The organism is Vibrio sp. AH4 (genome assembly GCF_030710545.1).
GTDB classification, from domain to species: Bacteria; Pseudomonadota; Gammaproteobacteria; order Enterobacterales; family Vibrionaceae; genus Vibrio; species Vibrio metoecus.
On record NZ_JALAIV010000003.1, the window covers coordinates 521,489 to 544,347 of the forward strand.

At 47.1% G+C, this 22,859-nt stretch carries 14 protein-coding genes; 6 read left to right on the forward strand and 8 right to left on the reverse strand.

All coding sequences use genetic code 11. The features are described 5' to 3' along the window. Nucleotides 1-45: 45 nt before the first annotated feature. Together MKA69_RS15420 and torT are read right to left on the reverse strand one after the other, a co-directional pair. Nucleotides 46-501, reverse strand: coding sequence for a methylglyoxal synthase (locus MKA69_RS15420; RefSeq protein WP_000754098.1), 456 nt, complete (start codon nucleotides 499-501; stop codon nucleotides 46-48). A 54-nt stretch (nucleotides 502-555) separates the two neighbouring features. Next, nucleotides 556-1,548, reverse strand: coding sequence for a TMAO reductase system periplasmic protein TorT (gene torT, locus MKA69_RS15425; RefSeq protein WP_305848426.1), 993 nt, complete (start codon nucleotides 1,546-1,548; stop codon nucleotides 556-558). Between the two features lie 141 nt (nucleotides 1,549-1,689). Here torT and torS point away from each other — a divergent pair, with 141 nt between their 5' ends. Next, a complete protein-coding gene (torS, locus tag MKA69_RS15430) occupies nucleotides 1,690-4,545 on the forward strand; it encodes a TMAO reductase system sensor histidine kinase/response regulator TorS (protein ID WP_371131883.1) in 2,856 nt (951 codons plus the stop codon). Between the two features lie 118 nt (nucleotides 4,546-4,663). On the opposite strand, the gene pyk is transcribed toward torS, so the two are convergent. After that, the gene (gene pyk, locus MKA69_RS15435) at nucleotides 4,664-6,124 is read right to left on the reverse strand and encodes a pyruvate kinase (protein ID WP_305848428.1); all 1,461 of its coding nucleotides are present in this window, start codon (nucleotides 6,122-6,124) and stop codon (nucleotides 4,664-4,666) included. Between the two features lie 121 nt (nucleotides 6,125-6,245). After that, complete coding sequence (locus MKA69_RS15440; RefSeq protein ID WP_305848429.1) at nucleotides 6,246-7,625, reverse strand: MFS transporter; 1,380 nt, start codon at nucleotides 7,623-7,625, stop codon at nucleotides 6,246-6,248. Between the two features lie 276 nt (nucleotides 7,626-7,901). Here MKA69_RS15440 and MKA69_RS15445 point away from each other — a divergent pair, with 276 nt between their 5' ends. The 3 genes from MKA69_RS15445 to MKA69_RS15455 are packed head-to-tail and all read left to right on the forward strand — an operon-like array spanning nucleotide 7,902 to nucleotide 12,803. Next, a complete protein-coding gene (locus MKA69_RS15445; protein ID WP_305848430.1) occupies nucleotides 7,902-9,197 on the forward strand; it encodes an ABC transporter substrate-binding protein in 1,296 nt (431 codons plus the stop codon). Next, nucleotides 9,194-11,566: an ATP-binding protein gene (locus MKA69_RS15450; RefSeq protein ID WP_305848431.1), complete on the forward strand. Its 2,373-nt coding sequence runs from the start codon at nucleotides 9,194-9,196 to the stop codon at nucleotides 11,564-11,566. Before MKA69_RS15445 ends, MKA69_RS15450 begins: the two co-directional genes overlap by 4 nt. After that, on the forward strand, nucleotides 11,541-12,803 hold the full coding sequence (locus MKA69_RS15455) for a sigma-54 dependent transcriptional regulator (protein ID WP_055065227.1): 1,263 nt from the start codon (nucleotides 11,541-11,543) through the stop codon (nucleotides 12,801-12,803). The genes MKA69_RS15450 and MKA69_RS15455 overlap by 26 nt, the downstream gene beginning before the upstream one ends. Here the strand turns inward: MKA69_RS15455 and MKA69_RS15460 are convergent. Beyond that, entirely contained in the window at nucleotides 12,800-13,417 is a 618-nt protein-coding gene (locus MKA69_RS15460) for a lysoplasmalogenase (protein ID WP_055035256.1), read from the reverse strand. The genes MKA69_RS15455 and MKA69_RS15460 overlap by 4 nt on opposite strands. Nucleotides 13,418-13,540: 123 nt before the next feature. Further along, complete coding sequence (locus MKA69_RS15465; protein WP_095456694.1) at nucleotides 13,541-14,689, reverse strand: iron-containing alcohol dehydrogenase; 1,149 nt, start codon at nucleotides 14,687-14,689, stop codon at nucleotides 13,541-13,543. 551 nt (nucleotides 14,690-15,240) lie between these two features. Between MKA69_RS15465 and MKA69_RS15470 the strand changes: the two genes are divergently transcribed. Beyond that, nucleotides 15,241-18,390 (forward strand): chitinase C-terminal domain-containing protein, encoded by a 3,150-nt coding sequence (locus tag MKA69_RS15470; RefSeq protein WP_305848432.1) that lies wholly within the window; start codon nucleotides 15,241-15,243, stop codon nucleotides 18,388-18,390. A 198-nt stretch (nucleotides 18,391-18,588) separates the two neighbouring features. Next, entirely contained in the window at nucleotides 18,589-19,047 is a 459-nt protein-coding gene (tnpA, locus tag MKA69_RS15475; protein ID WP_055027481.1) for an IS200/IS605 family transposase, read from the forward strand. Between the two features lie 153 nt (nucleotides 19,048-19,200). Here tnpA and glgC read toward each other — a convergent pair whose 3' ends face one another. Then, a complete protein-coding gene (glgC, locus tag MKA69_RS15480) occupies nucleotides 19,201-20,430 on the reverse strand; it encodes a glucose-1-phosphate adenylyltransferase (RefSeq protein WP_095475847.1) in 1,230 nt (409 codons plus the stop codon). A gap of 202 nt (nucleotides 20,431-20,632) precedes the next feature. Next, a complete protein-coding gene (locus MKA69_RS15485; RefSeq protein WP_305848433.1) occupies nucleotides 20,633-22,507 on the reverse strand; it encodes a sensor domain-containing diguanylate cyclase in 1,875 nt (624 codons plus the stop codon). Nucleotides 22,508-22,859: the final 352 nt, after the last annotated feature.

The following is a 22,859-nucleotide window of genomic DNA, read 5'->3' on the forward strand; positions in this document are numbered from 1 at the left end:
ATGGCTCTTTTGAAAAGAGAGCCATTGTTGTGATTAGGCTAAGTTTTAGGTGCGCTCAGCGAGATAAGCCTGGTAATCAGGGATTTCAATATCCACTTCCTGTTCCATCAAAGACGACGAAAACAAAAATTTAGCACTGGCGCGGTTGGTCGCGACGGGAATATTCCACACACTGGCGATACGCAGTAGCGCTTTCACATCTGGGTCATGTGGAACCGCATTGAGCGGATCCCAAAAGAAAATCAGCACATCAATTTTACCTTCGGAAATCAACGCACCAAGCTGTTGGTCACCACCCATAGGACCACTGATCATGCTTTTGATCGCAAGTCCAGTCTCTTTACTGAGCATATGCCCCGTAGTGCCTGTGGCATACAGAAAATGGCGTTGCAGTTTTTCCTTATTTTCTTGTACCCAACGCAGCAGTTCACCTTTGCAATTATCGTGAGCCACAAGAGCAACGTGTTTATGCGCTGCCATAGTGCGGGTGGTTTTTTTCATTGGTACATTTCCTAATATGTTTGGATTAGATGCTTGATAACCAAAAATTTGCGTTTATTCAACCGCTTTTACGTGAAAAACGGGTCTGTACTCGGATGGAGATAACGAATCCGCAATGATTTTTTTCTCTAGGTGAGTTGGAGTTAACGCTTCAATTTTAGGGGCTTGCTGTTTTGTGTAGGGTTGTGCTCGTAAAAACGCGGCGGCTTGGCGTACAGAAAGCCGACCTTGCTCGACCATTTGATCGGTTGGGGCAAACTCAACACGTCCACGCAATAATCCACGATAAACGCCGTGACTTAAATAGGTCGCAATCAGCCCAATTTGCTCGCTTTGGTTTAGTGTCCGTAATTCACTGATAGCGGCCTCGATGGCAACAGCACTGCCAACCAAATAACGTATCTTGTGTTGCTCTAACACTTGTTGAATGAGATTGCGTTGTAACTCTTTATCGTTGTCTGCCCACAAGGTTTGGATAATACGCACATCACTGTCGCGTATGGCATCCTGTAATCCTTGCATGACCGGCTGAGTACCACCACTGGAAGCAGGGCCAGGCAATGCCACAATATTCACTTCACCGCTGCCTTTCGGATGTTTGCGGGCTAAATATTCTCCGGCATAAAATCCCATCCAGTACCAATCGACCCCCACTTCACCTTTAAGATGTTTTTGCTGTTTTTCATCCAACAAAAGTTGATTCACGGTAGCAAATACAGGCACGGAGCGTGTATAGCGTGCTAAATCGTGTTGGTAGAGTTCTGGAGATACGGTTCCGAGCAGAATCGCGTCCGCACCCCAACGCACGCATAGGGCAATTTGTTGCTTCTGCTTATCGTGGTTAGGGTAACCCCCAGCTTCCATCACGCGTAAATCAAGGTTGAGTTTACGCGCCTCTTCCACCATGCCGTAATTCACTGACAACCAGTAAGAATCTTTGAGGTGGGGGTAGAGCGCACAAAGTTTTACTGCTGCGGCCACTGGCAGTGGGCAGAGCAGTAAAAATGCAGAAATCAGAGAAAATGAGTACAAGCGCAGATTTAACATGAGGTTATTCGTTGGCGAACCGGAGTAAACACTGCACAATATAGCCCAATCCGTCACGCAGAAGAAGTCAACAAGAAGGTTTTCCCCATGCGTCTCGCTAAAGCCAGTATTGGTCGCAAGCTCTTATTCTCTTTCAGCGCGATGGCGTTGCTAGTGCTTCTCTCCGCATTGATCGGTGTTTTAGGCTTTTCTCTGGTCGCGAAAACAGAACGGGATATGGTTAATAATGCCATTCCATCGATGATTGAAGCTCGTCAAGTGGCGGAGCTTAGCCACCAAATCATTGCGTCTGCCCAAACCCTCTCTAGTGCCAAAAATGAGCAAGAACACCAAGAAACTGGGCAGAAAGTGTTTACTCAATTGGAAACCTTGCTCACCCACATTCAGCAATTGGGAGAGGAGGCCTTTGACAGCGTCTTGCTTGATCGCCTAGAACGGGATGTGCAAAACGTGATTGATTCGCTCGCGCAGCTAGGGCGTCGAGTTGAACAGCGTCTCTCATTGGAGGGACAGCTGGGGCTGAGTGTGAAAGAGATGCGTAAATTGGCGCAAGAGCTTGAGCAGTTAACGCGCACGCAAGTGCTCAATACCAGCACGATTGCGGTGGCGAATGTCACTCACATCTACGATCTATTACAAAAACAGCAGCAAGCACAGGTGTATCGGGCTTTAGATAATCTAGTTGAGGTGGATTTAGATCTGGCGGAGCGTTTGCATGAGCTGCATCTTCTGGCTTTTAAAGTGCTCAATGAAATTGAAGAAACGCAAACCGTGACTGATTTGGAGCGGATCTTGGCTTTGGATGCGGAATTTGCACAGAACCTGAGCATTATGCAGCGCCGTGTGCAAGCGGTGGAAGATCCAACCCGTTCGAAACAGATGGTCAGTTTATTGCGCGAACTAGAAAAACGGCGCATCGTGTTTTATTTACTCAAACAACGCTACGATAACGAACAAGCAGCACAACAACTGTTGCAAGACAGCCTGACCCAATTTGCGAGCCTCAATAAAACGGTTAACCAGTTAGTGGACGCCTCAAACCAAGTGACTACAGAGGCGGTGGGGAAACTTTCCAATACTTTGTATTACGCACAGCTGATCTTGACCATCTTGGGGGTGCTCGGTTTGGTAATCGTGGTGTGGATAGTGTGGCAAGTGGTGTACCGTTCGGTGATTCAGAGGCTGGATAAACATACCGCGGCACTGCTTTCTGTGGCTAAAGGCCAACTTGAGGTTGAGGTTGAAACACAAGGTAAAGATGAGTTGGCACAAATGGGGCTGGCGATAGCGCATGCGCGCGATACCGCCAAAGCGCTTAAGGTGGTGGCGGAAAGTGAAGTGCTAGCCAAGCGTGAACTGCAACAACATAAAGAGCATTTGGAAGAACTGGTTGAACAACGTACTCATCAATTGAGTGACATTAACCATAAACTCAATCAAGAAGTGCTGAACCATGTAAAAGCGCGTTACCAAGCAGAGCAGGCAAACCGTGCGAAGTCGGCCTTTTTAGCGACCATGAGCCATGAAATTCGCACCCCAATGAATGGCGTACTGGGTACTGCGCGTTTGTTGCAGGAAACCTCTCTTACATCAACTCAGCAACACTACGTGCAAGTGATTAACCGTAGTGGCCGCTCGTTGCTCGCGATCCTTAACGATGTGTTGGATTATTCGAAAATCGAAGCCGGACATCTGGAAATCCATCAATCCCATTTCGATCTCTATCGCTTAGTGCGTGAAACGCATGAACTGATGCAAAGCCGCGCTTTAGAAAAAAGCATTACGCTGTCTTACCAGATTGATGAAAATGTCTCGCAATACTGGCAGGGCGATGAAATCCGCATCGGGCAGGTATTGAACAATTTGGTGGGTAATGGGATTAAATTTACCGAACAAGGGCAGGTGTGTATTCGAGTCCGCTTCGATACGCAAAGTGGAGGGCTCTGCTTTGCGGTTGAAGATTCAGGGATTGGTATCGCAGAACAAGATCAAGTCTCGCTGTTTGATGCCTTTACACAAGCAGAGGCTGGCCGTCGTAAACAAGGGGGTACAGGTTTAGGTTTAGCGATCAGTCGTAAGTTGGTCGAGGCAATGGGCGGTGAGCTGCAATTATCATCGCAGTTGGGGCAAGGAAGCTGTTTTTATTTCACGTTACCTTTGCAACAGGGGCAACCGGTTGATACTCCCATTCTTGCGGTTGATGAATTACCCGTAGCTAACGTATTGGTAGTGGAAGATAACGAGGTGAACTGTCTGGTTGCACAAGGATTTTTAACCGGTTTAGGACACCGTGTCACCCTCGCCAAAAGTGTGCAGGAAGCCAAACGACGTTTCCAAGAACAGCGTTTTGATATTGCTCTGCTCGACATCCATTTACCTGACGGCAATGGTGTTGATTTGCTGCGTGATTTACGTGAGATGGAAGACAGTACACACAACGCCGTGATCCCGTTTATTGCGGTTTCTGCCCATGTATTTACTGAAGATGTGGCAGGATATTTAGCGGCTGGATTTGATGGTTATTTGCCGAAACCGCTAGTGAAAGAGCAACTTGCCACCATGCTGCGACAACAACTGTCTAGCCATAAAAACGGAGGAAATGAGGCATTATCATCATCTCAGCAACACGTTTTACTCCCTACACGAGTAGAACCAGAACGTTACCCGATCATAGAACTGGCTAAGTTTGAACAAGATGTACAGATCCTCGGTGTGGATAAAATGCGCGAGATCGTAGGGTATTTTGAGCTGGGATGTGATGAGTTTTTCGCACTCTGTGCAGCAAAAAGTGATAATGATGTGCAGATCAAAAGCCAAGCACATAAGTTAAAAGGATCGGCGGGGGCATTGTGGCTAACGGAACTTTATCAACTGTGCCAGCAAATTGAGAAAGCCGAATCTCCGGCTGAAGTCTATCAGCGAACCCCTCTGAGCGATGCGGTGGAAAAGGCTAAGCAGGCGTTGTATCAAGCACTCGATTCATTGACGAAAGAATAAAAAAGACCTGCGGCAAGCGCAGGTCAAGTCCCTATGTGGAGCATTTGGGAGAGTATGATTACAAAGTTTTGGGGGATATAAGTGACGCGGAACCCTACTTTCCACGTCACTTATTAGGTTAGGCGAACAAGGCTTCCTGTTGCGCCAAATTCAGTAGTCGGCACACGTTAATGTGACCAACCCCTTCGAGTGACTCCAGTTGAGTCACTAGGATGGAAGAAATTTGCTTATCCTGAGCAGGTTTACGCAGCAAGTGAATCAGCTGAGTCGCAATATCATCTTGCTTGTCTAAATGCTGGAAATAAGTCGGTGTTACACCACGCAGAATGGATAGCTTACGCAGTAGCGCGGGCTTATCAGACACCGCCCAAATGGTGGCTTGGCTTTGACAACGTGACATCAACAGTGGCGTTTCGCCTTGCTCCGTCACAATCGCAACACCAAGGTCTTTGTTCACTTTGGATGCGGAAATCATGGATGACAGAGCGAAACTTTTGCCCGCATCATTACACAGATGTTGTAGCGCATCCCAGCAATCTTGCGCGCAGTGAGTTTCATGCTCAACACCTTGTGCGATACGCACCATCGCTTGCACCGCTTCAACAGGGTAACGTCCCGCAGCGGATTCCGCAGAAAGCATGATCGCGTCAGTACCATCAATCACCGCGTTCGCCACGTCTAACACTTCTGCACGCGTTGGCAGTGGGTTTTCGATCATAGACTCCATCATTTGCGTGGCTGTGATCACTGGCTTACCTAAATGCTTAGCACGCGCGATCAGCGCTTTTTGTACACTTGGCAGGCGAGCATCACCAATTTCTACGCCTAAGTCACCACGCGCTACCATGATCACATCGGACGCACGAATAACGCTGTCCATGGCCGCTTCACTGGCCACCACTTCCGCGCGCTCAACTTTAGCCACAATATGCGCATGACAACCCGCTTGTACGGCTAATTGGCGTGCGTATTCAATGTCTTGTGCATTACGTGGGAAAGACACGGCTAAGAAGTCTGCTTGCAGCTCAGCTGCAGTAATGATGTCGATTTTGTCTTTTTCAGTCAGTGCCGGTGCTGAAAGACCGCCGCCCAGCAGGTTAATGCCTTTACGGTTTGAAAGTTTGCCGCTGTTGAGTGCGATAGTGTGAACGATGCGAGTTTGGGCATCTACCGCGGTCACTTCAAGTTGGATACGGCCATCATCAAGGAGCAGGATATTGCCCACTTTCAGATCATCAATCAGTTCTGGGTAGTCTAAACCCACGCGATCTTGAGTACCGGCTTGACGATCTAAATTGCCATCAAGAATAAAGGTGTCGCCTGCGGCGAGTTGAATCGCGCCTTCTTCAAAGCAAGCGATACGAATTTTAGGACCTTGCAGGTCAACCAGTACGCCAACGCTCACATTCAGCTCTTGAGCGATTTCACGAACCATTTCGGCGCGAGCAATGTGTTCTTCAGCGCTGCCGTGAGAAAAGTTAAGGCGAACCACGTTCACGCCAGCTTGGATGAGTTGAGTCAGGGTTTCACGAGTTTGGCTAGCAGGGCCTAAAGTGGCCACAATTTTGGTTTTACACATATTGCAATTCCTATAACGACGCTCAACAAGAAAATAAAAAAGAGAAAGTAAGCAGTAGCTTAGCTCCTGCTGTCATCGTCGTCCTACTTGGCGCTGTAGTGCCAAGTAGGACGGGTGTCGATTAAGAGGCGGTTTGGGTTTTCAACGATTTGCTTTCAGCTTCATCGATATCAACGACTTTCTTCGCATTCCACACTGTCAGTGCGAGCAGTACGGAAACCACACCCGCGGCCAACCAGAAGTATTGAGCGTTACCGAAGTCATAGTGTTTTACGCCTTCGACTTCAGTCACTGTGATCAGTGATGCAGAGATCAACTCTTGAGCAGAAGCGGCGATGTAAGAACAAAGACCGATCAAACCTTTCACTGCACCGACTGCGTTTTTCGGCATCAGGTCACAAGCGATAAGGCCAGCTAGGAATACGACTAGACCACCGATGGAGAAGCCGATCATGCTCAGTGCTACCGCATCCACGATACGGTTATCTGGGCCGAAGAACATCAGACACATACCCGCGATGTTGGTCAATCCGTACAGCAGGTTCGGGATGTTACGGTTACCTTTGAACACTTTGTCAGACAAAACTCCCGACAAAATCGCACCCGCCAGACCCGCTGTTGGGTACATAGACATCGCAAAACCAGCGTCAATCAGTGAGTAGCCTTTTTGCTCTTGCAGAAACAGAACCGCCCAAGAAGACATCGCGTAGCGAGATATGTACATCGCCGCACAAGCGAGAGCGATGAGCCATACCACAGGTTGCTTCAGGATGAACATTTGCGCACGACGCGTTTCTTTTGGATCGTTGGCTTTCTTGATTTCAGTACCTTCATCAAACACGGTACCTGGATCGGGCATACCGTAAGTTTGTGGGCGGTCTTTCAGTAGCTTAAACATGATGAGAGAAGCCACGACACCCGCGATACCCGCACCGATGAAACCTGCACGCCAGCCGAAGTAGCTCACCAAGCTTGCGGTTAGGATCCAAGTGATACCTTCACCGATGTTACGTGAGCCACCCCAAATTGAGTAACGGCTACCACGTTGCTTTGGTGAGAACCATTGGTAGATAGAGACGCAAGAGGGCGCAGAACCGACTGACTGGAACCAACCATTCAAGCCCCAGAGCAGAACGAAAAAGAAAGCGACGGTGTTCATCCCCATGAAAATGGAGGCAACGCCCGATAGCAGCAGTGAGAACGACATAAAGCGGCCAATGTTGGCATAGTCAGACAGGAAGCCGTTCAGGAACTTACCAAAGGCATAAGTAAAGAAGAATGCCGAACCCATGATGCCGAGTTCTTCGAGGGTGACGATGCCGGCATCCAGCATCGGCTTTTTCACTACGCCGAGCGCCATACGCACGACGTAGAACATGGCATAACCGAAAATCAGGCCAATAAAGACTTGCCACTGATAGCTTTTGTAACGTTTTAACATTTCCGCTTTTGAGCTGCTGAGTAACGGCAGGTCTGGGCGGGTTTTAAAGAAATTAAGCATAAGAGCTCTCCCTAGTTCACGAGATCAAACGTTCTGTTTGTCGGGAGGCATCATCAAATAAAGCGACTTGTCGCTCAAAAGCCCCCTTTTGGGACAGAAGTGACTCAAATACGCTTGATGAGTGAGTCAAAACTGGGAATTTTGCCCTCAGTGGATAAGCAATTGCTGATAAAATTAATGACAGGAAAGGTCAGAGTTGACCCAAACACGCAGATGACTTTTTTTGAACAATTGATAGAGATTTGAGTGAACGCACAAAAACTAGGGATTTGCCCCATGCAGCGATGGATTTTTGCTTTAATTTTGCCCAGCCTCTTGCTGACTTTAGGTGTGCTGCCGGCTCAAGTTCATGCCGCAGAAAGGGAGTTGGTCATTCTCACCACCTTCTCTCGTGAGCCTTTACTGCCTTTAGTGGAAGAGTTCAGCCGTCGCTACCAAGGGGTTGAAGTACAAATTATCCATCGGCGAGCTCAATCGAGTGTACAACTGCTCAATAAAAGCTATATCCAGAACATCGATCTGGTGTTGAGCTCATCGCCATACTTGATGCACCACTTAGCGCAAAGTGGCAAGTTAGTGACCTTACCCGAACCGATGCAAACGCCAGAGTGGTTGAAGCCATACGCGTTACCGATTACTGATCAGGTCGCAACCATTGGCTATTCTGGGGCGGGTTTGGTTTGGAACCAAGATTACCTCAAAACTCATCAGCTTCCCGAGCCGAAGCAATTTAGCGATCTGGCTAAACCTATTTATTTTGGGCATGTCACCATGAGTACCCCTGCGCGCTCTGGCACCACGCAGATGATGGTGGAAAGCATATTGGCCAAATATGGCTGGCAAAAAGGGTGGGAGATCTTGCTGCGAGTCGGCGCCAATCTAGCGACTGCCTCGGCCAGAAGTTTTGGCGTGAGTGACTATATTGCCAATGGTCAGTTTGGGGTTGGCCCGACCATCGACAGCTATGCCTTGATTCTTGGTCGCAAACTCGACTACGTGCAATTTGTGTACGATGAGAGTTTTACCTTAATGCCGACGTATGTCGCCCAAGTTAGACAAAATCATAACGATCAATATGCGAAAGCGTTCATTGAGCTTCTCATGTCCAGTGCAGTACAAACCAACATGGAAGGCAACGACTTTGCGAAACACAGTGTTCAAGATAAATCGCTGTTTAATGAGCATTTCACTCGCTTGCCGATGGGCAGCATTATCCGCCGCGAAGAGTGCCTGAACGATTTATTCGATTTGGCCATCACCAAGCAACTGCCGCAACTAAAAGATACGCTACTTGCGGTACTTGAAGCGAAGGCGCAGTTTGCACATCGTCCTGCCGTATTGAGCAAAATTGGGCAGATTGAACGCACGGTTTTTACCATGCCGATTTTCGAGCAAGAGGTTGATGCTTTAGCCATACAAATCGCGCCAAACTCGGCGCTGAGTGAAGAGCAGCAAGCGGAATCCGCCATGCTGCTTGCAGAAAAAGGGCATGAATGGCAAACCCGCTTGGAAAAGCAGTTAGAGCAAGCCAATCAGCAATTAAAAATGTTGCTCGCTGAGGAAGCGCAATGAGCATGACCACTCGCCATACCATAGGCGCAAGATTGTTGCTAGCGTTTGCGTTTAGCACTTCGCTGCTCACCATCGTCAGCTTAGTGGCGTGGGGGACATGGAGCCGATTGGACTATCAGGTGGAAGAGTTGCTCAATCAAAGCGTGCCGAAATACAACACGAGTTATGTATTGGAAACCCGCAGTTCAGAAATCCGCCGGCGAATCCAATTGATCGTCAGTGCGACCAGTAAAGTCATCCTCAGTCAGCAGCACTTACGTTTGCAAGATGATCTCACCGCGATCCACTCCGCATTAGCCAGTTTACAGCAAACGGAAGAACAAGCGGCTCTGCAACGAGGCTACACGGAATTGCAACAAACCACGCAGCAGATTAACGATCTGGTTTCGGCTCGTATTGATGTGAATCGCCGTTTAGCTCTCTTTGCGGAACAGTTGGATTGGCTGCATCAAGATATTGGGATGGAGCTGTCGCCGATGCGTCAAGAATTGCAGTGGCAATTAGAACGAGGCGGCGCGGCACAACCTCAGGCTCAAATCATGTTTCAAACCATTAATCTGATCCAAACGATCTTAGATGGTGAAACACAAGCCTTTTTGTTTGTAGATGAACTACTTAAAGCTAAGCACCTCACCCAAGTGGATAACGGTATGCGTGTTTTGCAGTATCGACTTGATGAAATAAATCGATTAAGTCAGCCGCTGTTTTCCCAGCCTTCCTCCATCGCTTACCAACAACTGCTTGAAGAATGGCGAAATGTGCTGCGTCTTGAAGGGGATTTTCATCACAGTTTGCGTGATATGGTGAGATTGACGCAGCAGTTAGATCGTACGAGTGAACAGTTACAAATCCAGTTAGATCAGCAGCATACGGCAATTGCAGATCTGGTGGCGAATGCCGATTCTCTCTTTGTGCAAGTCAAAAAACAGACCGCCCAACTGGTGAAAGAAGGCAACCGAGTATTGCTAGTTTGCTTTGGCCTTTCGATTGGGCTGAGCTTATTACTGATGTATTACTTTGTTCATAAGCGCATTGTTGGACGGTTACACCGCTTAAGTGAAAGTTTGGATGCGATTATTCATAACGATCTTTCCCACCCGATCACCGTGGATGGTAAAGACGAGATCGGGGCATTGAGTGAACAGCTCATCTTGTATGGCAAAAAAGTGGAGGAGATGGAACGCACTAACGCGTTAAGCCTCATCAATAACACACAAGCGAGTTTGATCACCTGTGATTTGCTGGGGAAAATTGAATCCGCCAACCCGAGTGCGATGGCAACGCTGCGTTTGGAATCTATCGCTCAACCACTGACGTTATGGAGCTGCTTTGCTGAATACATTCAACCTAAAGTAAGCCAATTATTTGATAAAAAAGGTAATTTAATTCAGAAAGGGGCGGAGAGTTTAACCCTATCACTCGGTAACTCGGAAAAGCCTCACTACTTGCGTCTCTATCTGCGTCGTTACAACCAAGGGCTACAAGATAAGATTATTGTCACCATTACCGACGTCACAGACCAAGAACATGCCAATCGCTTGCTGGAGCAGCGGGTCAAAGAGAAAACCCAATCACTGCGTGAGAAAAACCGAGAGTTACAAGCTGAAGTGGAAGAGCGGCAACGTGCCGAAGCTCACCTGAAAAAAACACAAGGCGAACTGATCCAAGCGGCGAAAATGGCAGTAGTCGGGCAGACGATGACGAGCTTGGCCCATGAGCTCAATCAGCCGCTAAGCGCGATGTCGACCTATCTGTTTTCTGCTCGATTGGCATTAGAGGAAACCCCGCAAGCTCAATTGTCAGAATCACTCGACCATATTGAAAGCTTAACCACGCGGATGGGGAAAATTGTGAATAGCCTTCGCCAATTTGCCCGCAAGAATAGCAGCGATGAAACGCTACAACCGATACGCCTAAACAGCGTTGTTGAACAGGCTTTGGTTCTAGTACAAACCAAGGCGAGGCGGCAGCAAGTTCAGCTTATCAATGAGCTACCTGACGATTTAATCGTTATGGCGGATGCGTTGAGTTTGGAGCAAGTCTTAATCAATTTGATTGTGAATGGCTGTGATGCTTCAACCACTCGCGCACCCGCGTGGGTCAAATTAATGGTGTTGGGCGCGTCGAGTAAAGGCATGTTGCGCATCGCGGTGGTCGATAGTGGGTTGGGCTTTGAACACGATGTTGTCGATAAACTATTTACCCCATTTACGACCACCAAGGAAGTGGGGTTGGGGCTGGGATTGAGCATTTGCCAATCATTAGTTGAAAAAATGCATGGCCGAATTGCACTGGCCTCCGATCTGGGGAAAGGTGCAATGGTCATTTTGGAGTTACAGCAAGATGAAAAGTACCGTACTGCTGATTGATGATGATCAGGACGTGTTGGAATCCTATCTACATTTGATGTCGATTGCTGGCTTAACAGCAAAAGCAGTGATTGATCCCACGCTGGCGATGAACCATATCCAGCCCGACTGGAACGGAGTGGTGCTGCTCGATATGTACATGCCACAGCTGCATGGCATGGAATTGCTCAAGCAGATCAAAGCCGTGGACGACAAAATCCCAGTGATTGTGATCACTGGACATGGTGATATCCCGATGGCGGTGGAAGCGGTAAAAATCGGTGCGTGTGATTTTCTCGAAAAACCGATCAACCCGCCTCAATTGCTCACGCTGATCAAGCAGCATCTTGAGTTGCGTCGTTCTTTCATCGAACAAAAACTGCTTCTCTCACGTTCAGTGAAGCGTGAATTGGTTGGTAAATCGGCACAAATGGAGCAAATTCGTTCCCATGTTGCGCAATATGCGCTGTTGAACCGCCACGTAGTGATTGTGGGCGAATCGGGGTGTGGGAGACACACCATCGCCTATCTTATTCATCAGCTCACTATCAATAATGGCAACTTACCCTTGGTTGAGTTCGTTGCTTCGGAAAAAACCGAATGGAGCGCGATGGAGCCGAAAGTTCAGGAAAGTGCTGGAGGAACGTTATTGATTGATCATATTGAGTTTCTGACCGAAGAAGTGCAGCGCAATTTGGTACAGAGCTTACTCAACCAAGAGCGACTCAATCGACCAAGAACGCGCGTAATTGCCGTGATTGATCAGTCACCCGAGCAGTTGATTGCTCAAAACCAGCTTTTGCCAGAGCTTTACTATTTGTTGAATCAGGGGCAGATCGATGTGCCTTTACTGCGCCAAAGGCCGGATGACATCGCGGCACTGTTCCACTATTTCCTAAAACAGAGCTGTTACAAGCTGGGCAAACCTATGCCGAATGTTGAGGCGCATTATCTCGCCTTGTTACGTGCTCACCAGTGGCCGGGTAATGTGCGCGAACTGCGCAATGTGGCGGAATTGTATGCGATTGGCATTGTAAAACTGGCGGGCAAAGAGCGGATCTACAATCAGGAAGAAATGTTGTCGCCACTGGATGAGTTGGTGGACGACTACGAAAAGCAAGTAATTGAAGATGCGCTGTTTTTGTTCTCTGGTCGCGTCGCCGATGCCGCGAATTACCTACAAGTGCCGCGTAAAAAGCTCTATCTGAGAATGAAAAAGCATGGTTTAGAAAAGGATGCGTTTAAAGCCCGTGGTTAGGGGATGACAGATAAGGTCAGTAAAGCCTGTGCGCTGTAATAACTAAACATCACCACATGTCGCGAGAACTGCGATGAAGAGCGAAAGCGGTCAATCGCTAACACCAGATCGGAAAGCATAAACATAGCGGCCCCCACCAGAGCAAGGCGTGAGGCATTGTTGTTGTATCCAAGCCAGTACTCGGTTGCAGCACATGTCATCAAGACAATAACGATGACATAACCGGCAACGGGAAGTGCCATGTTGCCGAGTGAGGGCAATAGCAAAAGGAAAGCGATGATTCCCACGGCAGCCCAAACGGCGATTGGCCACCAAGTGATGTGCGTAACCGTGGTGCTAAACCCTAGGGTGTAAGCGATGTGTGCTAATAAAAAAACCACTAAACCGGAGACAAATCTGTCCTTGGGAAGCATCAGCAACACATCTCCCAACGCTGAAAGTACGAGACCTACGACAATCCACCATGCGAAAACGGATAAAGGACTGGGGGTGACAAGGATCGTCAGCGCCATGAGCAAAATGGGGGTAGGTTTAGACAGATAAAATAGCCAACGCGGGCCGCGCTCAATTGTCATTAATTGAACGAAACAGAAAGCAATAATCACCAGCCACATAAACTTATCCGCAACAACGTATCCCCAATCACCCCAAATAGGCACGCAATCTATAGTGGATTAGCGTGCCGCGAGAGTGTAACAGGATTTGTTGACGACAGAATAGCGCTACTTGCCTCAGATCTAATACAAAGCGCTTTCAAGTATTTTGCGTGATTCTTGGAGGGTGATGGTGCCTTGTTCACCCAACTTCAACATTCCGTGGGTGGTCAATTGTTGGATGACGGCGTCAACCGCAGCCGCTTTTTCCATACCATGTTCACCAAATTGGGTCGCCACATTCAGTTGGTGGTAAAAAGCTTCAATGGCCGCAATGGTTTTTTCCGCTAAATCATCGGATTTCGGTAGACCAAAGACATTTTTGCCCATCTGTTCCAGTTTGGGCTTTTTATACTCAAGCTGGTTGCGTAGCAATGAAGGTTGAACAATAGCGAGTGAGCGAGCATGGTCTACGTGCCATAGTGCGGTGAGTTCATGTCCAATCATATGCGTTGCCCAATCTTGCGGAACACCGGTACCGATCAAACCATTTAATGCTTGGTTGGCTGTCCACATCAGATTGGCTCGCCACGCATCGTTGTCTCGATTCGCAAAATCCGCACCTAGGGCTAATAAGTTTCTTAGCAGCACTTCAGCATAGCCTTCTTGCACCATGGCTTGAGTAGGTAGTGTCAAATATTGTTCACAAACATGAACCCAAGCATCCACCAAACCATTGACCAGTTGGCGCTCGGGGAGGGTTTTCATCACATCTGGGTCAAGCACCGCAAAGCGTGGCTGAACGGCAGGAGAGAGAAAGGCCAGTTTATCTTGAGTTTCCGCTTTGGTGATCACCGCACCAGTATTGGATTCAGACCCCGTGGCAGGCAAAGTCAAAATTGCACCGATCGGTGTCGCCTGTTGTACGGTGTGTTGCCCTGTCAAAATATCCCAGCCATCACCTTCATAATATGCGGCGGCCGCAACATATTTTGAACCATCAATGACCGAGCCGCCCCCAACCGCAAGAATAAAATCGATGTGTTGCTGCTTCACCATGGTCACCGCGTTATCCAATGTTTCTTTGGTGGGGTTTGGCTCAACCCCAGAAAATTCGACCCACTGGTGTTCACTCAGCGCCTCAACCACTTGGTCATAAACGCCATTACGTTTGATAGAGCCGCCACCGTAAATAACTAATACTTTGTGATCTTTAGGGATTTCTTTGCGAATGCTGGCGATTTGGCCTTGTCCAAAGTGAATTTTAGTCGGGTTTACATAACTAAAGTACATAGTGTTCACCTTATCTGTGTGATGAGTTTACTTTTACCACTTGGCGTTAATTTCGCCATGCGGTTTGGGTGTGAAAACGATTAAGAAATACGATACCGATTTTCATACGTAGTGACTGTGCAAAATAGGTCAATTACGAGAATTTTTTGTGTTTTATGTGTTGAGATGAATAACAAAATCAAAAGATTGAGAAAAGAGGAAGTTTGGAGACGTGATTTTTACTCTTTTGCAACATTAAGCATAGTTGTAGGCTAACACTCCCTCTTAGGAAAATTTGTCACAAAAAATTTGTTGAACCCCGTATTTTGTTCTGAAAAACGGGGCTTTTTTTATGGCTAAAAATTAATGAATAATTGGTTGTTGATGCAAAATAACCCCTTGCTCATTGCATAAAATAGACAATCATTTGCGAGTCATTATTAAAATTCACACTTTTCTGAGTGCCAAATTATCCCGCTATTCTAAAGTTGTTTTACGCAAGAATTTAAGTGAACCCATGTCGACGTGGTTTTATTTAATTAGTGAAACAATAACTTAAGGGAAACATAAAAATGCGTATTAACGATGGAACGGGCGTGAAGAGAATTTTTACTCTCAGTACCTTAACCGCCTCGTGTTTGATGGCGTTTAATAGCTACGCCGCAGTAGATTGTTCAGCACTACCAGAATGGCAATCATCTGCTGTCTATACTGGTGGCGCGAAGGTTCAGTACAAGGGCAATGCTTATCAAGCCAACTACTGGACACAAAATAACGACCCAGAAAAGTTTTCTGGTAACTACGCTCAGTGGAAACGGGTGGATTCTTGTTCGACATCCGGCGGTACTAACCAAGCTCCAACCGTAAACCTAACCTCTCCGCTTGCCACTGCACAGATCACTGAGGGTGAGGTAGTGAGCTTGGCGGCGAATGCAGCGGATGCCGACGGTTCTGTCGCTCGTGTTGAGTTTTCTATCGATGGTGTGCTTGTCGCGCAAGTGAACAAAGCTCCTTACACCACGAATTGGACAGCCACTAAAGGTGCACATGAATTCAGTGCAATAGCCTTTGATGACAAGGGCGCGGTGAGTGTCAAAAATGCGGTAACCGTAACGGTAAAAGAGGCTTCCGGCCCGGCTAACCAAGCTCCAACCGTTTCCATTACACTGTCTGCGGCTACTGTGGATGTTGGCGCAGTAGTGACCCTTACCGCGAATGCTGCGGATGCCGATGGCTCTGTTGATAAGGTCGATTTCTATGTGGGTGGAACTTTGGTTGGCACATCGGCTAAAGCGCCTTACACACTCAATTACACGACAACCAAAGCAGGTTCACTGGCCGTTTATGCGCGTACCACCGACAATTTAGGGGCAACCACCGATTCTGCACTGACAACTTTAGTCGTTAATGGCGTTGCTCCTGTGGCAAGCTGCCGTCCTGATGGTTTGTATCAAACCGAAGGTGTTCAAGTACCGTATTGCACTGTTTATGATGAAGCAGGCCGTGAGAAAATGGGTGCCGATCATCCTCGTCGTGTGATTGGTTACTTCACCAGTTGGCGTTCAGGAGATGACGATCAAACCGCCTATCTGGTAAAAGATATTCCTTGGGAGCAATTGACTCACATTAACTATGCGTTTGTCAGCATTGGTTCTGATGGCAAAGTGAATGTCGGGGATGTGAACGATCCAAACAACGCCGCGGTTGGTAAAGAGTGGCCGGGAGTGGAGATTGATCCAACACTAGGCTTTAAAGGTCATTTTGGCGCTTTAGCGACGTATAAGAAGAAATACGATGTAAAAACATTAATTTCGATTGGCGGTTGGGCTGAAACGGGTGGCCATTTTGATAACAATGGTAATCGTGTGGCAGACGGTGGTTTCTATTCAATGACCACCAATGCAGACGGCTCCATTAACTATGCCGGTATTGAAAAGTTTGCGACATCCGCAGTCGAGATGATCCGCAAGTACCAGTTTGATGGTGTGGATATCGATTACGAGTACCCAACGTCAATGGCGGGAGCCGGTAACCCAGATGACAAAGCGCAGATGGAACCACGTCGTGCGTATTTGTGGGCTTCTTATCAAGAACTGATGCGTGTTCTACGTGAGAAACTCGATCGAGCTTCAGCTCAAGATGGTCATCATTACATGTTGACGATCGCCGCACCATCTTCTGGTTACCTACTGCGTGGCATGGAAACCTTTGATGTGACTAAATATCTCGATTACGTCAACATCATGTCGTATGACTTGCATGGCGCGTGGAATGATCATGTTGGTCATAATGCCGCCTTGTATGATACCGGTAAAGACTCCGAGTTAGCGATGTGGAATGTGTATGGCACGGCAGAGTATAGTGGTATTGGCTACCTAAATACCGACTGGGCTTACCACTACTTCCGCGGCTCAATGCCAGCAGGTCGCATCAACATTGGTGTTCCTTACTATACCCGTGGTTGGCAAGGTGTTACGGGCGGAGACAATGGCCTGTGGGGACGAGCCGCGCTACCGAATCAAAATCAATGCCCACCAGGAACCGGAGAGGGTGAGAAAAATAACTGTGGTTATGGTGCGAGTGGTATCGACAACATGTGGCATGATGTGAATGCCGCTGGTGATGAAATGGGCGCCGGTTCTAACCCTATGTGGCATGCGAAGAACCTAGAAAAAGGCATTTGGGGTTCATACGCAGCGGCATACCAACTTGACCCTACTACGACACCGCTGATTGGAACGTATACTCGCCATTATGACAGTGTTGCCGTAGCACCATGGTTGTGGAATGCAGAGAAGAAAGTGTTCTTGTCGACCGAGGATAAACAGTCTATCGATGTCAAAGCGGATTATGTTATCGACAAAGAGATTGGCGGTATCATGTTCTGGGAACTGGCGGGGGATTATAGTTGTTACAACCTCGATGCTAACGGCAAACGCACGTCAGTCGACCCAACTGAGCAAGCGTGTGCGACAGGCAAAGGTGAGTACCACATGGGTAACACCATGACCAAAGCTATCTACGACAAGTTCAAGGCTGCGACACCGTATGGTAATAAAGTGGCTACAGGTGCAACCCCAACAGAAGCGGTGAATATTGCGGTGAAAGTGGGCGGTTTCAAAGTGGGCGATCAGAACTATCCGATTAACCCTAAAATTACGTTCACGAACAATACGGGCGTAGAACTGCCCGGAGGAACAGAGTTCCAGTTTGACATTCCTGTTTCGGCTCCTGATAACGCGAAGGACCAGTCTGGTGCGGGTTTGAAAGTGATCGCTTCTGGCCACAGCAAAGCCAACAACATTGGTGGATTAGAGGGAACCATGCATCGTGTGGCGTTCACTCTGCCTTCTTGGAAGTCACTTCCAGCGGGTGCAACCTATGAGTTGGATATGGTGTATTACTTGCCAATTTCTGGCCCTGCCAACTACAGCGTGAAGATCAATAACGTGGATTACGCCTTTGCTTTTGAACAGCCTGATTTACCAAAAGCGGATCTTTCTACTGGAGGGAATACTGGTGGCAATACGGGCGGTAATACAGGAGGCAATACTGGTGGCTCCACTGGGAGTGTTATTCAGTGGGTTGCTGGCTCTACACAAGTGAAAAGCGGTGATACCGTGATTTTCAATGGAAAATGCTTTGTTGCAAAGAATAATCCAGGTGTTTGGGAATCACCCACTCAATCCAATTGGTTCTGGACTGAAGTGACTTGTCCTTAGAATTGAAGAGATTGCTTCATTAAGTCAAGAAACCCCGCTAAGCGGGGTTTCTTATTGTATAGAGAAAACCCCCAGCTAGGCTGGGGGTTCCGTAAAGCTTTCAGCTATAAGTCAGTTATAAAGCCCCTTTCAATTTGTTAAAACACTCTTGCGGTCTGGCAACTGCGAGAGTTAAACAGAAATTGAAAGGGGGTCCCAATGGGGGACGAAAAGAGCTTAGCGCACACGCGCTGGAACTGTAAATACCACATAGTCTTTGCACCGAAATATCGACGTCAGGTGTTCTACGGAGAAAAACGTAGAGCAGTGGGAGAAATATTGAGGAAACTATGTGAATGGAAAAATGTGAACATTCTTGAAGCAGAGTGCTGTTCGGATCATATCCACATGCTTTTAGAAATTCCGCCGAAAATGAGCGTTTCAGCTTTTATGGGATACTTGAAAGGTAAAAGTAGCCTAATGCTTTATGAACGATTCGGAGATTTGAAATTTAAATATCGGAATCGGGAATTTTGGTGCCGAGGGTATTATGTAGATACGGTTGGTAAAAATACGACCAAGATACAGAACTACATAAAGCATCAGTTGGAGCAGGATAAAATGGGAGAGCAATTGTCGATCCCATATGCAGGAAGCCCGTTTACGGGCCGTAATTAATCGTCATATGCAAATGTCAGATCGTAATGCGCCTGTTAGGGTGCTGCTTGTAAGAAAGCCTTATAGGCGCATATGAAAAACCTCCGGCTATGCCGGAGGATATTTTTTACTCACGGGGTTCACACATAGTGCGCAGAAAGCACATCACCGTATTTAAATGAGCTCACAGAAAAACTGATAACTTTCGGGAACCACAACCACACCACGTTCTGAAATATGGAAGCGTTTACTGTCTTCACTCGGGTTCAACCCAATCTCAGTATTGGGCGGGATTTTTACGTGTTTATCGATAATGCAGTGAACCAGTTTACTGCCTTCACCTACCTCAACATCATCAAACAGAATGCTATCCACAATCAATGCAGAATCATTAATGCGTACGTTGGAAGAAATAATCGAATGCTGCACTGAACCGCCAGAGTTGATAACACCGTTAGCAATGATCGAGTTAATAAAAATCCCTTCATTCCCCGTGGCTGAGGAAACGGTTCTTGCCGGTGGGTATTGTTGTTCGTAGGTGCGAATAGCCCAGTTTTTCTGATACAGATTCATCGGTGGCACGGGCTGTAATAAATCCATATTGGCGTCATAAAAAGAGTCGATGGTACCCACATCACGCCAGTAGCAATCACGAGCAACTCGGCCTTTACCCGAGCAAAACGCGTAAGCAAACACGCTGCCGGTTTCGATGAGTTTCGGGATCACATCTTTACCAAAGTCGTGGCTAGATTGTTCGATCTCCGAATCTTCCTTAAGGGCTTTTTTAAGCACGTCCATATTAAAAATATAGATCCCCATCGAAGCCAAACTGCGATCTGGCTTGTGCGGAATGCAGGGTGGATCACTGGGTTTCTCAACAAAACATGTGATGCGTGATTGATCATCAATCGCCATCACACCAAAAGCGGAAGCCTCATGGCGAGCCACCTCCATGCAGGCGATGGTGAGAGTGGCATTTTTCTCAATATGCTCTTCGAGCATGGCAGCATAGTCCATGCGATAGATGTGATCACCCGATAGAACGACGACGTACTTGGCATCACTGCGTGCCAGTAACCACATGTTGTGGAATAGTGCATCGGCGGTACCTTCGTACCATTTACCACCTTTGCGCATTTGTGGTGGGACGACAGTAATGAACTCACCCAATTCAGGGTTGAAAATAGACCAACCATTTCGCAGATGTTTGTGCAACGAATGAGATTTGTATTGGGTGAGAACTAAGATTCGGCGCAGCCCCGAGTGCAAGCAATTGGTTAATGTGAAATCAATAATCCGATATTTTCCGCCAAAAGGCACGGCGGGTTTGGCTCTGTCATCCGTAAGTGGGGAAAGGCGCGATCCCATTCCTCCAGCCAGTATGACAGCTAAAGAGTCCTGCATGATTTATCTCCCTGAAGATATTTGTACGCTGCTTTAGGGTACAACCCCTGCGCAAAATGTGAGCTGAAACAAATATATCAAGCGTAGTACAGGATAGAGAGGTTAGATAAACGCTTTGTAATACAACGGCAAAGTTAATATATGAACATACACAAGCTGTGAGATAGCTCGTAGTAATTCTCGAACTTTGTAAAATTTTACATCAGGCAAAGTGATGCATTTCCGCGGCAGTGAGTACAGCGATTTGGTTACGACCGGAGGATTTTGACTCATACAATGCAAGGTCAGCACGTTTATAACTTTGATCGGGAATGGAACAGAGATCGGTTACGCCACCGCTGAGTGTCACTTTTTGTTGATGAATGGAAGCGATGTACAGGCGAACGCGATTGAGCACGCGCTCCGCTTCTTCTACTGAGGTATGCGGGAAGATAATGGCAAACTCTTCTCCACCAATGCGAGCCACAAAATCAGACTCACGCAACTGTTCTTGTATCCCATTCGCGACACTCCGCAGAACATGGTCACCCTCACTATGCCCTAATTTATCGTTAATCATTTTAAAATGATCGATATCCACAATCGCTAAGCAAGCTTGAGCTATGTCAGGGTAACGGCGGATCTTGGCACATTCTAAATGGATCGCTTGATCGAATTTACGTCGGTTCCATAAATCGGTTAAGGCATCTTTTTCACTCAATTCTCGGAGGCGATTTTCCAACGCTTTGCGGTGAGAAATATCCACGAAAGAGGCAACGTAAAACTGAATCACATCGTTTTCATCACGGATACTTTGAATACGTAAAATCTCGGTAATACTCTCCCCATCTTTGCGTTTGTTAATGACTTCACCTTCCCATACGCCATTGTCTTGCAGTGCTTTCCACATCTGCATGTAGAACTCCGTTCGATGTAAGCCGGAAGCAAAAATAGAAGGTTGTTTACCTTTGACCTCTTCAAAGGTATAGCCACTAAGCCGAGTAAATTCATGATTCACTTTGATGATCCGGTTACTACGGTCGGTGACAACTACGGCCGACATACCATCCATCGCCGCGCGAGCCAGTTTGCTGTCGAGGCTATTTTTGAGATGGTTGATATTCCATGCGGCGAATCCTGCTGCAATGATGGTGAGTAACGATAATACGGTTACCGCTTGGCTCAATAAGGACCATTGCGCATTGGCATAAGTATTTTCTATCTCTTTTTGGTTGACGCGCAGCACCAATACCAACGGTTTCGCGTCAGGCAGTACAGAACTAAGGTCAACTTGCGCGTAACTAAACCAAGTTTGGTTAGACAGAGCGAATCCTTGTTGGTTGATTAACACTTTCTGCCATAGACCCGGATGTTGGTTGGGAAAACTAAAGTGAGACTTGCTATCCGTTCTTGATTCGCTCAGTAATAACTCCCCCGCTAAATTTAGAATGTCGGGAGAATCGAACTGGTCATAGATAAATGAGAGTCGCTGATAAAGCGACTGTAATTTCACGGTCACGGTAAGGTAACCTAGCGATTGGCCATGCTGTTCGGTACGAGTAACAAAACGAAAGGTAGGCAAAGCTCCCGATGGGTCTCCGGGGTTGATGGCTAAACCGCTTGCCCACACTTGGTTGGTTGGAAGGTTGGCATATTTAGCGACAATCGCTTGGCTAAAGGCATCGGTGGTTTGCGCGGATTCGACAAACGTTACCTTTTTTCCATCATAAATAGCTCGAAGTTGCTCGCGTCCTTGAAGGTCAAGCAACTGGAATGAGGAAAAAATGTCTTGAGATTGCAAGGTGACATCCCACAGCGTTTTTAACTGATGGAGTGTAGTCGTATTCAACCCTTTGGCGGCGGAGAGTAAGGTGTCACTTCTTGCTAAGACTTCTGTGGATTGATGTGCTTTTTTCAGCATTTGTAATAAATCATGCTGACTAAATTCAAGTTGTAAGCGTGTCTGCTTTTCTACGCGGCTGACGGCTTGTGTCTCAAGCTTACTGGCTTCATGTATGAAATACAGTGAAGGAATAAACCCGAGCACAAAGGCAACAATGGAGAATTGAATAAGGTATTTTCGAGCTGACGTGTACATAATTCTGTTTATAAGTATTTAAGTGCATACTATATAGTGATTTTAATGAGATTTCGCTTCCAAAACTTCACTTCGTGCACTCGATCATAGTTCGAGTGGTTGAATAAAACGATCGAGTTCAATATCCCCCGCTAAATAAGCGATGTACAACATTTACATTGTAAATCTTGTTTATCAGTTTCAGTGATTGACAGCATGGATAAGCTTGAGTGGGCGTTACTCAAGCCGTCAATGCATACAGAATTGTGCTCCCACTTCAAAAAAGATCCTCCACTCTGTGAGTTTTGGTTAAGTTTTGTGCATTTATCCCGCTATATTGATATGAAAAGTAAAATCTGTCGCATTTTCTTGC